Source organism: Pedobacter sp. GW456-11-11-14-TSB4 (genome assembly GCF_059424425.1).
In genome coordinates this window covers 795,981-811,660 of the sequence record NZ_JBWKZK010000002.1, presented here as the reverse complement: position 1 = coordinate 811,660, position 15,680 = coordinate 795,981, and the positions used below count along the sequence as shown (strand labels likewise).

At 34.9% G+C, this 15,680-nt stretch carries 7 protein-coding genes; all 7 read right to left on the bottom strand.

Annotated features, from left to right (window positions below; genetic code table 11):
• Positions 1–17: 17 nt before the first annotated feature.
• The 7 genes from AC07XU_RS10890 to AC07XU_RS10860 all read right to left on the bottom strand — a co-directional run bounded on the left by AC07XU_RS10890 (position 18) and on the right by AC07XU_RS10860 (position 15,462).
• Positions 18–950, bottom strand: a complete 933-nt coding sequence (locus tag AC07XU_RS10890; protein ID WP_494943677.1) for a dihydrodipicolinate synthase family protein — start codon at positions 948–950, stop codon at positions 18–20.
• A gap of 41 nt (positions 951–991) precedes the next feature.
• Positions 992–2,557 (bottom strand): sodium:solute symporter family protein, encoded by a 1,566-nt coding sequence (locus AC07XU_RS10885; protein ID WP_494943676.1) that lies wholly within the window; start codon positions 2,555–2,557, stop codon positions 992–994.
• Positions 2,558–2,774: 217 nt separating this feature from the next.
• The gene (locus AC07XU_RS10880; protein WP_494943675.1) at positions 2,775–6,296 is read right to left on the bottom strand and encodes a malectin domain-containing carbohydrate-binding protein; all 3,522 of its coding nucleotides are present in this window, start codon (positions 6,294–6,296) and stop codon (positions 2,775–2,777) included.
• 59 nt (positions 6,297–6,355) lie between these two features.
• Complete coding sequence (locus tag AC07XU_RS10875) at positions 6,356–9,178, bottom strand: glycoside hydrolase family 95 protein (RefSeq protein WP_494943674.1); 2,823 nt, start codon at positions 9,176–9,178, stop codon at positions 6,356–6,358.
• A gap of 121 nt (positions 9,179–9,299) precedes the next feature.
• Positions 9,300–10,877, bottom strand: a complete 1,578-nt coding sequence (locus AC07XU_RS10870) for a glycoside hydrolase family 28 protein (RefSeq protein WP_494943673.1) — start codon at positions 10,875–10,877, stop codon at positions 9,300–9,302.
• A 275-nt stretch (positions 10,878–11,152) separates the two neighbouring features.
• A complete protein-coding gene (locus tag AC07XU_RS10865; RefSeq protein ID WP_494943672.1) occupies positions 11,153–12,709 on the bottom strand; it encodes an MGH1-like glycoside hydrolase domain-containing protein in 1,557 nt (518 codons plus the stop codon).
• Positions 12,709–15,462 (bottom strand): alpha-d-galacturonidase, encoded by a 2,754-nt coding sequence (locus AC07XU_RS10860; RefSeq protein WP_494943671.1) that lies wholly within the window; start codon positions 15,460–15,462, stop codon positions 12,709–12,711. Before AC07XU_RS10860 ends, AC07XU_RS10865 begins: the two co-directional genes overlap by 1 nt.
• Between the last annotated feature and the right edge of the window lie 218 nt (positions 15,463–15,680).

Below are 15,680 nucleotides of genomic sequence, written 5' to 3'. Positions count from 1 at the left end.
GATTCATCTCTACTCTTCTAAATAATCACCTTGATGTTAAAATCATTCAACAACGTAGTATAATCTGTGTACAAACTCTCTATTTCTTTAACTATTTGAGGTGTAAAACTACCAACATCTCTACGTGTAAAAGTCGAAATTTTTAAACCTCTTTTTTGCAGAAAATATTTAGAAACGATTGGATAAACATTGTGCATTACATCCATATTGGATATAATAAATTGTTGCACCACTTCAACTTCTGCAGCTAAATTCTCGTTGTTGTAATGATCACACAACCAAACAATTAATTCTGGAAAGTAGTTGCCTTGTATACACGATAGTCCGGCAGAACCTGCTTTTAATGATTCTACTGCATGAGCCATGTAAGCATCGTATAAACCAAATTTATGACCCTGAGTTAATGCTAGCTTTTCTTTAATCTGATTGAGATCTAAACTGGTATCTTTATGGTAAATGATGCGGTTTGTAGCTACAAATTGTTGCAATTGCTTGGGCTTAATCACCCTTTTGTATGGCACCGGACATTCATAAAAACCTAGTGGAATTTGAGCTGTGTGTGCTAATAAGTTGAAAACATTTTCATCAAAAATCTCATCGCTATCGTCTTCATTCGCCAATAAACTGGTAATTGCAATTACAGCCTCAACATTACAGTCGTAAACTTTTTTCACAAAATCTGCCTGCTTGGTAATTTCGCCACCAAATGTGCCCGTTGCAATAACAGGTACTTCTCCATCTACCACGTTTATCACATGTTTAATTGCCTGAATTCGTTCTGTATCAGTTAATTCAAACATTTCGCTCGACAAACAATTGGCAAACAAACCGGCAGCCCCAGCTTGCAAATATACTTCGGTTAATTGAGTTAAAGCAGCGTAATCTATACTTCCATTGCTCGAAAAAGGCGTGAGCATTACCGGGATGAACCCTTTAGTTGAGTTTTCCATTTCTATTTATGATTTAAGATGATTTGTGATTAATATACTAGCTATCGATTAGTTGATCGCCGTGATTTAAGTTTAGTTAAAAATAATCCTGTTAAGAAAATAGTTAAAGTACCTACTACAATGATCATATTTTTGTGTAGCGGGTTACGGAAATTCTCATATTCTGGTGGCAACAAATGAGAAAATGTTAGCCACATAATTATAACTATTCCAATAATAGTGGCCAATTTAGCCTCATGGTTTTTGGTTTGCTTACTTATAATTCCCAATAAAAACAAGCCTAACATTCCTGCAGCAAAAATACCTGAAAGCTCCCACCAAACATCTAAGATACTTTTTACACCAATCATGGCGATGCCTGCTACCATTCCCATTAATCCAAAAACAATGGTTGCAATATGTAAAACAGATAAATTTTGCTTTTCAGTAATGTCTTTTTTAAAATATCTTCGATAAATATCTACTGTAAAAACTGTTGCTGATGAATTCATTCCAGAACTAATGGTACTCATAGCGGCAGATAAAATTGCTGAAACAATTAAGCCTACTAAGCCAATTGGTATTTTTGTAACCATAAAATGAGGCATAATTTTATCGCCATAATCTGCTGGCTGCAAATTGTTTTGAACAGATAAAATCTCTGCAGCCGTTGCTGATATTGGTAATCTTTCTACTGCAACCTGATGTTTGATACTTTCAATTAACTCTGGATGAACCTGATAGTAAGCATACAGCGCAGAACCTATAACGAAAAAAAGTAATGATGCAGGAATGTATAACCAAACACAAAGCCAAATAGATTTTGATGCAGCCTTGCTTGATGATGCGGTATGGTAGCGCTGCACATAATTTTGATCCATCCCAAAATTGTTTAGGTTGATGAAAAAGCCATACAATAACACCACCCAAAATGAAGAATTTATAAAATCTGGAGAAAAACTACCCAAGCTAAACTTATGATCTGCTTTGCCAATAGCTATCACCTTTTCTACACCACCAGGCATATTGGTAATGATAAGATATAAGATTAACAATGCGCCAAAAGTTTTAACTACGGCTTGTACAACTTCCGTCCATATTACGGCTTCTATGCCTCCTAAAACTGTATAAATGATGATACAAACCCCCATCACAATCATGATAATTTGCATAGAATAACCCGTTAAAGCCTGCAGACTTAAAGCGATACCGAAAAATATTGAACCCATCCGAGCCAATTGCGTTAACAAAAAGCAAACTACAGCATAGGCTCTAGCCCAAGGCCCAAACCTATTCTCAAGGTGTGTATATGCAGAAATTTCTCCAGTAGACCTGTAAAATGGAACAAAATATTTGGCGGCGATCCATGCAGCTAAAGGCATTGAGATGCTGAAAACAAATGCATTCCAATTGCTACCAAAAGCTTTACCTGGTACCCCTAAAAATGTATTGCTGCTTAAAAATGTGGCGTAAATAGAAAGGCCAATTGCCCAGCCCGGTATTAAACCAGATGCTTTGGTAAACTGCTCAGAATTTTTATTCTTTCTAGAAAAATAAATACCCACTAAAATCATCCCTATTAGGTAAATGACGATTATCGCTAAATCGAGTATGGGTAGACCCTTCATTTTGTAATTGATTTATAGTTGGTTAAAGCAAATATCAACGCATCTAGAGGAATATTTCTATCAAATTTTAGCTAGGTATTGTATGATATTATCTTTTTGAAAAGCATGTTTTTCAAAAAATCTGTTTTCTACACGGATGATGAACTAAACAGGCAAACTATCATGAAGACAAAAATCAATATAAACAACTGATAAATTCAGCATGACGATTGAACCCCTACTGCACATCCAAAGCATCTACAAACAAACCTTTAGTTTCAGTTGCTATAATTTTTATCAGATAACTACCTGCATTAACCATACTGCCTGTGTTTGTATTTAAGTAATTCCATTTCCCTTCTTTTGTAGGGGTAAGTTCTAGCATTTCTTTTTTCATTAATGTGCCATCTGCTGATAAAAACTCGAGCTTAGCTTTTAAATTCTCGTTAAAAGGATTGTGGTATTTTAAGGTTAATGAATACACATCAGCTACACCAGTTGCAATCTTAAACTCTAAAACACTATTCTCATTACTTTTAAATACCACTCTCGCTCTTCCCATTAAATCTTCTTTGGCTAAACCATTACCTTTTAATTTTGCATCAATCGCTTTGTAGCTGGTTACCGTTTTTAAATCGTATGCAGGCTCTAGGTTGGTTACGGGTAAAACAGCTACAATAGATGCAAAATCTCCTAACACCACTTGTTGTCCTTTTTCGAACCTCTTTCGATATAAGATATATTCATGGCCCGTATTACTAGTGACACTGGTATTTGTATGCTCATATCCTTTTAGCACATTCGTTTTATCAGAACCAAATAAGCCAGCAAAAACATCTGCGGTTTCACCTACTTTAAAAATTAGTGTGCTTTTTGCTGCTCCTAATCGTGGAAACCAATCTGCTCCATATAAATTTGGTGGTAATGATGTAAATGGAATATAAGTATCAATAAACTGTGAATCTCCAATGTCCATCCAGTTTAAAGCTTTTTGATTAGACTCTGTTATAATTGATTTACTTTGTGGTGCAGGGATAATGTTGCTCTTTAAACTTGCAATAGCTATTGCTGATATAACTGCTTGACCTGCTTTTATTTCTGGAAAAGATATAATCAATCTTCCGCCAGTTACTTTAGTTTTAACTGTTTTTTTAAGCAGAGAGTCATGACCAGTTAATTTCCATATATCTATATCATCAAGCACTTTTTTATCGTTAAAAGCCACATCAAACAATCGCATTCCAGTAGCATCCATTCCGCCCCCAGTGCCCAACCAAGGTTCAATAAAGTATAATTCAACTAAATACTCACCATCTGGTAAGGGAAAATAATACTTTAATTGATCTCGGCCATATCTAAAGGTTTGAAAAAGTGACCAATCTTTAGTTCCCTTAATAGGATCAAAAGTTCGGCGTTGACTTGCGAAAAACGAGGGCACCCCCGGAAAATCAACCGTCCAAGAAGTGGAGCCAAAATTTTCCTTTCCAGAAAGTTGTCGATCTGCTGACCATTTAAAACCTTCTTTATCAACGTAGTCTGGTCCGCCACAATTTAATCGGTATATGTAGTTATAATCCTTTTGAGGAGTATTTATGCTAACCTTACTGTATAAATCGTTGAAATGAGGAGCTTGCATTAAGAAGTTATTTAAAACAATTACATCCTTTGCCACAGCTTTTCCATTTACATAGCCAACCGCGTAAAGCACATTGTATTGAATATTTGGCTTATTCCATTGAAAATGTGTACCAATTCCATTTCTCTTTCTTTTGCCTAATGATTGTCCATTCACATCATTAAAAAGTTCAACCTCATCGCAATTAGAATACACTATGATACTATCTTTCACACCCGTATTGAAAACCAACTTATTTTCAGCCCAAGTATTTGGCCATCTGTTTGGCCAAGTATGTGAAACGATATAAACCATTGGCTCAGTTTCTTTTGGAGCATAATTAGCTCTAAACATATAAAAAACATCGGTTGGTTCTTCCCAAGGAGTAAACATGCCTTTATAATTTACTGGCCCAATCCTGTCTAAATCTCTTAAACCCTCGCCACCTTGTACCCTACCCGGATTATCATGAGAACTGTACAGCCAAAAATAATGACCAGCAGTTTTATCTTTAACCTTTTCTGCCAAGCGAACCTTGGTTTCCATCAGCTCGGTCATGTAGTTTTCAGTGTGCGTTGCGTTTTTAATTTGCGGATCTGCAGTATGTAAATCTAAAGTTCTCCATGCGCCATACTCGCCTACCAAAACCTGTTTTTTTAAGTCCTCGCCATAAGTTTGAGGGTTGCCGCCGTAAGTTCCAGTCCAGTTTTGTGGCACATCCCAATCGGTACCTTTACCGCCATTACAAGTAGTTACCTTACGTTGTAATGAAGCTGTTGGGTCTAAACTTCTAATCAATTCCGTACATTCTTTCGCAAAATCCTCTGGCAAAGTACTTTCGTTTTCTAAACCCCAAAGCACTACAGAAGGGCTGTTTCTACGTTCCTTAACCCAATCGATTAATAAAGATTTAAAGTTTTTTCTAAACTCAGGCGTATCATACCAAATGTGAGCTGCCATTTGTGTCCAGCTTAAAATTCCCAACTCATCCCAATAGGTTTGATATAGTAAATTATGTGGTTGGTGCGCATCGCGGAAGGAGTTGAAACCAGCCGATTTAATTTGCATAACCCTTGATCTGATTTGCTCGTTGCTAAAAGCATGACTGTTGCCGATTAAATGCTCATACTCTGCAATACCATTTATAAAAACAGGTTTTCCGTTTAATAAAAACACTTTTTGGTTGGCTTTTTCGCCTATTGGCCAACTTATCCACCTAATTCCGTAAGATGTTTTTATTTCATCAATTACCTTCCCGTTTTCTATAATTGAAGTTTTTAAAGTATACAGATATGGATTTTCTATCGACCATAATTTTGGGTTTTTAATCTCATCGGTTATCTGCTTAATTACAATTTCTTTTCCTGCCGGGATAGTTATTTTTCTAGGCAATGCCGTTTCAATATCACCTTTAGCATCAAATAATTGATTGTAAATAGTGATTGTTTTAGGTTTTGAGGAGTAGTTTTTAATAGTTGTAGCCAAATTAAGCACAGCTGATTTTTCGGAGATTTGATTATCATTCCAAATATGAACACCAAAAGGTTCGATCCGAACATCATTTGTTACTATTAAATGAACAGGCCGAAAAATTCCCATTGGTTGTGAACCTTCAGAAAAACCACGCTCAGTTGAGCAGCCGCCATCAACCCAAGGTAAATCTTGAATATTTGCTGGGTGATCTGCTCTAACCGCCAAGAGATTATCTTGGTTATTTAGTTTGATAGTTGAAGTGACATCAATTGTAAAAGTTGTTCTTCCGCCAGCATGATAGCCAACTTTTTTACCATTTAACCAAATGGTAGCATAAGAACCTACGCCCTCGAAATATAAAAAAAATCGGTTTCCAGTTTTTATTTCGTTGCTTTTAAAAGTTTTTCGGTACCAAGCGTAACCATGTTTATTGCCATGTAATTTACGCTGATAACCTTCATACTGATCCCAATTATGTGGAACATTTACATTTTTCCAACCACTAGTTTTATAATTAATTTGCTCAAAACCGGTGTTCGCATTGCTATTTTTTTCATCAGCTGTGCTTAACCAATTTGAGTTTAGCAAAACATCTTTACGAACGTTTTGTGCGAAAACCTTTGGAGCTATAGCCAATAATAAAACCGCAAGAAATACTTTTATAATTTTCATAAATAACAACACAACTTCATTAACATTTGCTTCATTGCCAAAAACAACTTCAAAACAAATTATTTAAGGAATTTCAAATCTGCATTAAGTTTGTAAGTTTCGCCACCTTTGGTTTCAAAATTTGTATTAAGATTTTGATAACGAATTTCACATTTACCACCGACTTTCGATGTAATTTCTAAACCTAAAAGTTTACCATTATTCCATTTCATGTTAATTTCAAAACCTCCTCTTGCTCTAATTCCTTTTATTTCTCCGTTAGGCAAAGCCGATGGTAGCGCTGGCAATAATTCGATAAAACCTTGATGGCTCTGCACTAACATTTCTGCTATTCCGGCTGCACCACCAAAATTACCATCAATTTGAAATGGAGGATGCGCATCAAATAAATTCACGTAAGAGCCTGCGCTTCCATTTGTTGCTGGTTTTAATAACATTTCTACCAATTTCATCGCATGATTACCATCTTTGAACCTTGCCCAAAAATTAATTTTCCAAGCTAAACTCCATCCAGTGGCATCATCTCCACGATATAATAATGATTGTTTTGCGGCTTCCATTATTTTCGAATCATTGCTCCAGGAAATATCATTACCTGGATAAACACCCCATAAATGCGAAACATGGCGATGTTTATTAGTCGTATCATCCTTATCTTCTAACCACTCTTGCAACTGCTTGTATTTACCAATTTGGTTAGGTGCTATTTGTTTAACTTTCTCTTGAAGCGATTTTCTAAAACCTTCATCTACGTTTAAAATTTGTGAGGCTTTAATACAATTATTAAACAAAGTTCTGATGATCTGATGATCCATTGTTGGTCCGGCAACTAAGCCACCATTTTCTGGCGAGTTAGATGGCGTACTAATTAACCAACCCGTTTTAGCATCTTTTACTAAAAAATCTTCAAAAAATTCAGCCGCTTTTTTCATTATTGGATAAGCTTCTTCCTTTAAAAACCTTTCATCCTTGCTAAATAAATAATGCTCCCAAAAATGTAGGGTTAGCCAAGCACCACCAGTTACCCAAACACCATGATTAGCTGCATTAATTGGTGCAGTTGCGTTCCATAAATCTGTATTGTGATGTAAAACCCATCCTTTTGAATTGTAATATTGCTTAGCAGTTTCTTCTCCCTTAACCGCTAAAGCTTTTGCTTTACTAAAAAATGGTTCATTTAAAACAGATAAATTTAATATTTCTGCTGGCCAATAATTCATTTCTGCATTAATGTTGGTGGTATACTTGCTACCCCAAGGCGGCGTTAACAAATCATTCCAAATACCTTGTAAGTTTGCAGGTTGTGTGCTTGGTCTTGAGCTCGAGATAAGTAAATACCTGCCATATTGCATGTATAAAGCCATAAAAGCAGCATCATTAGCATTAGCAAATTTCTCTAAACGCTCATCTGTTGGTAAACTTGAATTTGCATAAGTGCCAAAATTCACATCAAAAGTATTGTAGTATTTTTGATATTCGTTGATATGGGCTTGTTTGATCTGCTGATAGGTTTTACCCTTTAAATTAGCCAATGCCTTCGTGTTCGCACTTGCAGGATTTCCAGAAATATCATCGGCGTTTACAAAATTTGTTCCCGCAGTTAAAAATAAGGTTACTTCATCAGCTTTGCTGATACTTATTTTTTGATTTACAATTTTTAATGTTCCGTTTTTAACTATTGCGGTTAGTCTGCTTTCGCCATTTAATGCACCATCTTTAACTTGTACAGATAACGATAGCGTATTTTTATCGATAATTTTAACAGTAGATTGTTGATGGACACTTGTTAAACTGGCATCGAAAGTAATTGATTTTGGTTTACTGGCTGATAAATTAATAACCACAGCTTGATTTGGAGCGCTTGCAAAATACTCTCGTTTAAAATTAACTCCACCTTGTGTATAACTGGTTGTTGATATTGCTGAAGATAAATCTAAAGATCTTTTGTAATTGCTAATTGCAGCTTTACTGTTGTTGAAATATAAATTTAAATCGCCAAATGGCTGATAACTTGCTTGGTATTGAGCAACTTCTGGTGGTTGGCTATTTTGGATTTGATACTTCCATTTTTTAACCAAAGATACTCCACTATCAATACTTGAACCTATTGGATAAATGCCAATGTGCCTTTTTGTATCCTTAAAACCAGCTATTCCGCCTTTATCAAAATAATTTAAAACTTGTACGGCAATGGTATTTGTGCCGGTTTTTATCAGCTTTGCTGGAATGGTATATTTTCTCGGTTCTGTATTATCGGTATTGCCAACCAATGTTCCGTTGATGTACGTAAAATCCTGATCTCGAATTCTATTTAAATCTAAAACTAAATCTTTGCCACGCCAATTCGCCGGCACTTCGAAAGTAGTTCTAAACCACACTGCACCATCTACATTTGCCAAGCCAACGAGCTCCCAACCTTCATAAGATGGAACCTGAATTGTTTTCCAAAGTTTATCATTGTAATCAGTTGCGGCAGGGTTTCCAGCTATTCCTTTGCCAGCTTTCATATCAGCAACCCATTTTTTCCTATCACCAGCTTCACTTTTTAAGCCCATAAATTCAGCTTCTGCTAAATTTTCGGCTTCTTTTTGCTTGCCTTCGGCTAATAACTTTCTTATTTCTCTTAAATATTTTGATGCCCCTTTTCTGTTATAATTTCTAGGCTCTCCGGTCCATAAGGTTTCCTCGTTAAACTGAATTTGATCTTGTGAAATACCGCCGTAAATCATTGCTCCAATTCTACCATTGCCTATCGGTAGAGCATCTGTCCATATTTTTGCAGGTTTGTTGTACCAAAGTTGATGATCGTTTTGGGAAAATCCATAATTATAGCTAGAAAACATTAGGGATAGCAAAATGATGTATTTGGTCGAATATTTCATTAGTATATTGATTTTCTTAAAAAAACTTTGCTTTACCGTAGCGTCCTGCTGAATTTATTTCAGCATCTTCCCTGCAAGAAAGACCCTACAATAAATTCAGGGTGGCGACTGACCCTAAGGATTACTTATCTCCCGAAATTACTTTAACTTCTTCCTTAACATTTGCTTCTTTTTTAATCGGAGTTTTTGCATTTCTGAAGTTATTATTTCCTAAACTGATATTCTTTGTTTCTGCCCCGCTTAAAAACAAATAGGTTGTTGTACCAGTAAATGGATTAGCATTGTAAATAAAGGCATCGTTCACATTTTTTAAATATAAAATTGGAGAATTAGCTAATGGTGTATAACTTTTTACATTATCAATAGTAAGGTTATTTATTTTGTTAGCTTTAATAGATGCACCAATTTCTGTATTGATTTGCACATTGTGGAATTCAATTCTATTAGCATTTGAGATATCAAACCCGGATTTTGCATCTAAATTGATATCGCTAAACGTTACATTTTCTATAGGCATTTCTTCTAAACCATTTAAAAAAGCGGCCTGATTTACTTGTCCAGTAATATTGCTAAAATGAATATTCCTAAACCTTGGTGTTCTTTCAGAAACTGGCTCAGCGGTTGTTTTTGCATATTGTAAATCTAAAACTATTGCTTGATCTCGGATATTTTTCATCACAATATTACTCACTCTTATTTCTTCTACAATGCCGCCTCTACCCCTAGCTGATTTAATTCTAATGCCGCGATCGGTACCATCAAAAACACAATTAGAAATGGTAATTTTTCTTACATCGCCACTCATTTCGCTGCCAATAACTACGCCGCCATGTCCTGATAACATTGTACAATTTGTAATCGTATAATTTTCTGCTGGTGTCGCCATTTTTCTACCAGGTGCATCTTTGCCAGATTTAATGGTTATGCAATCATCTCCAACGCTAATATGGCAATCTGAAATATGAACATTTTTACATGACTCTGGATTGATACCATCGGTATTTGGTGCATTCTTACCCGGATTAAAAATAGTTACGCCATAAATTTTTACATTTTCGCAAAACTCTGGATTTACTGTCCAGAAAGGAGAGTTTTGAATGGTAATACCTTCTATAATAATGTTTTTGCTATGCATAAATTGAATAAAAGGCGGTCGTAAAAAGCCACGCTTCATCTGTTTTGGATCATCTGGCAAAAGTATGTCTTTGTTCAATTCGTCGAATGTGCGTTGCCATTTAGAACGCTCTTGCCCCTCTTTATAACCCTCCACAAAATCCCACCATTTTTTGCCATGACCATCAATTAATCCTCTACCTTTAATGGCAATATTTTCTGCTTTATAAGCATAAAAAAGAGGCGAAAAACTAGTCACATCCACACCTTCATATCTACTTTTCACCATTGGTAAATAATCATCGAAATTATTACTAAAGTGCAATTCTGCACTGGCATCAATTAAAATGGTTATATTACTTTTTAAATGAATTGGGCCTGTTAAATATTTACCTGCTGGGAAATAAACCGTGCCTCCACCTTTTTTTGCAGCCGCATCAATCGCGTTTTTAATAGCGGTTGTTGCCAATTTGCTACTATCGTTTTTTGCTCCATATTTAAGCACATTATAGTAATCTTGCGCATTAGCGGATAAGCACAAGCAAGTTAATAAAACAATAATTAGTGATTTTAAGGTATATTTCATTTTGTTTTTTTTACCATTAAGGCATTAAGAATAGTGAAGGATTTTTTTAAAATTGTATTAAACCATTCTTAACTTCCCTTAATTCCTTAATGTTTAATGTTACTTCATCTCTACTTTAACAGGTTTTAAACTATTCATTTTCCCGCATTGGTTCGTGTCCTCACGAACCAAATATTATTTAAGCTCGTGAAGACACGAACCGAGGCTTGAGGATCTCTATCAATTTTATAATGAGATTCTTCGCTGCGCTCTGAATGACAAGTAATGTTTATTTACTATTTCATTGCTACTTTAACAGGTTTTAAACTATTCATTTTATGAAGCAATTTACCATCTACATAAATCTGAAAGCCTTTACCTTTATTATATCTTTTACCATTTTTATCCCATAATAAGGTGATTGTTTTATCGTGATAAGAAATATTGTCTAACATAAACCAATCCCATTTACCTTTAGGAATGAGTGGATAAATTTCCAAAATATCATCAGCACGTGGTTTAAAGCCAATTAAATCGTTAATTACTAAATCTGCAAAAGTAGAGTGATTGTAAAAACTACTTCTTGGATTATCGCCTTTTAGCCATTCTCCAGTTATCTCATCTTGGTATTCGCCAATATAGGGTTTGCCGTTCTTAGTATGCGATTTCGCATATTTTTGCAACTCATTATAAAAAACAGTAGGTGTCATTTTACCATGATTTTTATAATTAACCAATAAATTCGATAATCCTTTTAGGGTTTGCGAAGTCGCAAATGGCCATAAAGCACCATCCCATTCGCAACTATGTCCTGTACCACGCGTTCTAAAAGTTGGTTCCCTCCTTTCAGCAGTCGTTAAACCCCACGGCGCATTAAAACCGCCAGTATCTAATAATTGATCCCAAGCTTTGGCATAAATGGCTTTATCATCAGGTAAATTAAAATCCCAAGGAATAAAACCTATTGCTTCTCGAGCATTTGCCAACGAATTTGTTTTGGCTAATTTGGTTTTAAAAAACGAATGTTTGCTATCCCATAAACTATCCTGCACCAAGTTCTTGAGTTCATTTTGCTTAATTTGATACTTGTTTTTTAAAGTTTCGTTACCTAACAAAGTTGATATATTTACCAAAGCTTTAGCATTGGCGTACATGTAGCTACTTATGGTTGGTCTTCTATTTTCATCTTTTCTAGAACCACTTACCGATTCTTCCATCCCATCTTTTACATCATGCTGCCAAAATAAACCGCTTTTCAATTGTCTTTCTTTTTCCCATTTATCATAATCTGCATCTAAATCTGGCAAAATTGATTTTAGAAAATCAGCATCAGGTTTCACCAAGTAATTTTGATAGACCGCATCATCTACCCAACTGCTAAATTGATGAAAACGAGGTTTAGTCTGCGCTATATCTGCTTTATACAGCCAAAAATTGATGTATTCTTTTAAGTAGCTGTTATTTTTTAACCACCTACCCTCGTAAATATGGTGACCTAAAGCACAGCTGATGGAATTGTGTTTGCCAGCATGTTTTACAGGTTCTATAAATTCTGTAAAAATAAAGCCATCTGGTGTTTTCACTAAATGCTTACGAAAAGACCACCAACGGTAATAATATTTTTGTTCAATTACTTCATCCGGACAATCCAACAGAGGAATGTTAGCAGCAAGCCAATCAAAAGCTTGTGCGTTTGGTACGAAATTTTTAACTGCTTCATCATCAATGCTGTTAAAATAATTAACGTACTTATTTAGTTTAGCTGTGCCAAGCATCTGTTGTTCTTGAGCAAATGCAGTTGTCCCAATTAATAGAATCAACAAGGTTGATAAAAAATATCTTTGTTTTCTCATTATTCAAATAACCAATCTATATCTCTACCTCTGCCATCAAGTCCGGCATTAAAAATTCTTAATTCTTGTTTATCATCTATAAAACCAAGTACCAAACATGCACCTTTATTAATTGTTAATGTATGTGTTCCGGCAGCAAACGAATAAGCATGAACATTAACTGGCGGAAATCCATTTACAATTACTCCATTAGAAATTTTTATTTCAGACTGACCATAATTATTTGCACTTGCATCTATTTCTAATTGAGGTGCAGGAGCATATTTTGGATTTTTCTCATTAAAATAACCTACCAATAACTTAACAGGATTTTTTGTAGTAAAATTAATTTCAGTTCCTTTAATTAGCTGATTTTTCATAGAGAGCTTTACCGCTTTTAAGCCAATTAACTTTTCTGTAACCTCTTTAATTTGTAACGTAGTATCGCTAAAAATGGTTGCAGATTTATCAACTTGATAAGTTAAATTTGGAGAAAGTAATTGCACATCAGCATTTTGAAAAGGAACAATGGCCACAGCAGCACCATGTTTTAAAGCTTTTAATGAATCGATACTTTTTTTGAAATGATTTAGCTCTTGCGTAAATACAGGCAACATTTCTTTCCAATGGATAAAAGTTTTATCAACACCACGCATCGGAATTTTACGCTGTTTAGTCTGCATGCTGTTGGCATATAAATATTCATTTTCGGTAAGCTTCACCAATTCAGCATAAAAATTCACGCTTTTTTCTAATGACGGGATTGCCTTTTCTAAATCTTCAACATTGTTAGAATATTTATATCTTAATATCCATAACGCACTTTTTACCTTTTCTGCGTAAAAATTAGCCATGGCATCATAACAATACATGTCGTTTTTTAAACGTCTAAATTCTTCTTTGTCTTTGGTAACTTTGGTTGATGCCTGATTAATTGAAGCTAGTGCTTTTTTACTGTGCTCAACCACTTCTTTTGCAATTTGAACAGGAGTTTCTCCAATATGACCTTGTTTATTCCATTCTTTCTCGGCATATTCAATAATCATCTCACCTTCAGGCGCTTCTGATTCATACATTAAAGTAAATAAATTATAGCGATATGGATTAATCAACTGTGTCATCAGCATCCCTAAAGTTAAGGTCTGTCTATTTCCATCAGTAATACCATAACGTCTCAATAGTTTTGGAGAAACTTCGCCACTTTGTTCGTAGGCATTTAAAATATCTTTACCAGCATTTAAATCTGTACCGAATTTATCCGCTAGTTGTGCGCCCCAATAATTAACTTCTTTTGCTCTATCACGATATGGATTCCAGGCGTATCTAGCCCACTCTTTGTACCAAATCCAATCTCTATCAACTTGCAATTGTCTTTCTACAATTTTATCGGCTGTGTAAGGCCAATCCCAATAACCAGATTGAGGATACAAATGCAAGCCTTTAGCACCATAAATTTTATCCATTGCTGTAACAGACTTTTGGATAAAGTCTGCTGAGCCATATCTAAAAGGCTCTAAATTGGCCAAAATATGAACATTTGAAATATTCATGGTGCCAATTTTACTCAATGTTCTGTTCAATTCTGCCCAAGCACCACGAGGTTCGTAAGTGGTCAAAGCTTCACCATTAAATTTATTTTCAGTGTATAAATTTTTATAAATCGGTAAGGCAGCTTTCATTACCGCGGGTGCGTCTGTATCGTGTGCACGTAAAACGATGGGTGGTTCTTCCTTAATTCCGGCAGCTTTTAAACCATCTTTAACACCCGGAATAATGGTTTTCGTAAACCAATCAATATCATCTTGTCCAACACCTTCCATCGCTTCGCCTAAAGCAACCATAATACCCACGTTTGGATATTTCTCTACAAATGCAGCAATCGATTTTCGTGTATAATCAGCAATTAAAGGTATAATCGGTCGGTTTCTATCCTGCGTTTTTAAATTGTGTTTTTCTGCAAATGGTTTTGGTATTAAGATGTTATAAAACATTTGGATCACCCAAATCCCTCTTTTATCAGCCTCTGCTGTTAAAAAACGAAACATTTCTTCGTTCTTTTTAAAAGTAGCTTCATCAACTTCTAAAGCATAAGGATAATCTTTAAGTTTAACCAGAGAAGAAAACGGATGACCATTCCATAAATACAAAGAGTTGAAACGATTTTCAACCATCATATCTAAATATTTTATCCAAAGGTTTTTATTGTAAAACCATGGAAAACTTTCTGGTGTGTAGGGATATTCATAAACATCTCTTCCTGGTAAGTAATCTGGCTTTTGTAAACCGATGCAAGTACCTCTCAACACCATATGCGGCTTGTCAACAATATTTAATTGAGTAGGAATTTTATGTTTATTGGCAGCAACTTTCTCTTCTAAATCAATGCAACTGTATAATGCGCCAGAATAATCTGCACCTATTAAATACAATGTTCCGTCTTTATCATTTAAAATGGCGTATCCTTCTTTACCAGCAGTTGCTGCTTTATTTTTTAAACCTACCGGAAATAAATTTGATAAAATTTTATCTGTGGCGGTTCCTATTACTACTGATGATTTACCCTTTACAAATTTGCCCTTATAATCAACAACCGTTAGTTTAACATCATAACCAGCATTGTTCAAGCTCATCATTAATCTCTTTGCGCCAAACAAAACTCTTTGTCCGCTTTGCGATGAAACATAAATGGTTTTTTGCTCCTTTTGAAGTGATTTTGCAAACGAAATAGTTGGAGCGCTAAGTAATAGGCAAATAAAAATCAGAAAATTTCTCATTCAATTAGGTTCAATCGTTTAAGTCTTTTTTAACAGAATTAAACTATATTTGGTTATAAAATTATTTAAATATAAAAATAATATTCAAATATAAGTATTACAACAGTTCAATTTTGTAACATTTCTACAAATTACTATACTATTTTAGCAAAAGGAATTTTGTAACAATAAAGTGAACACAGATGCCAACATTGCATAATTTTTTGGTAATTTGATAT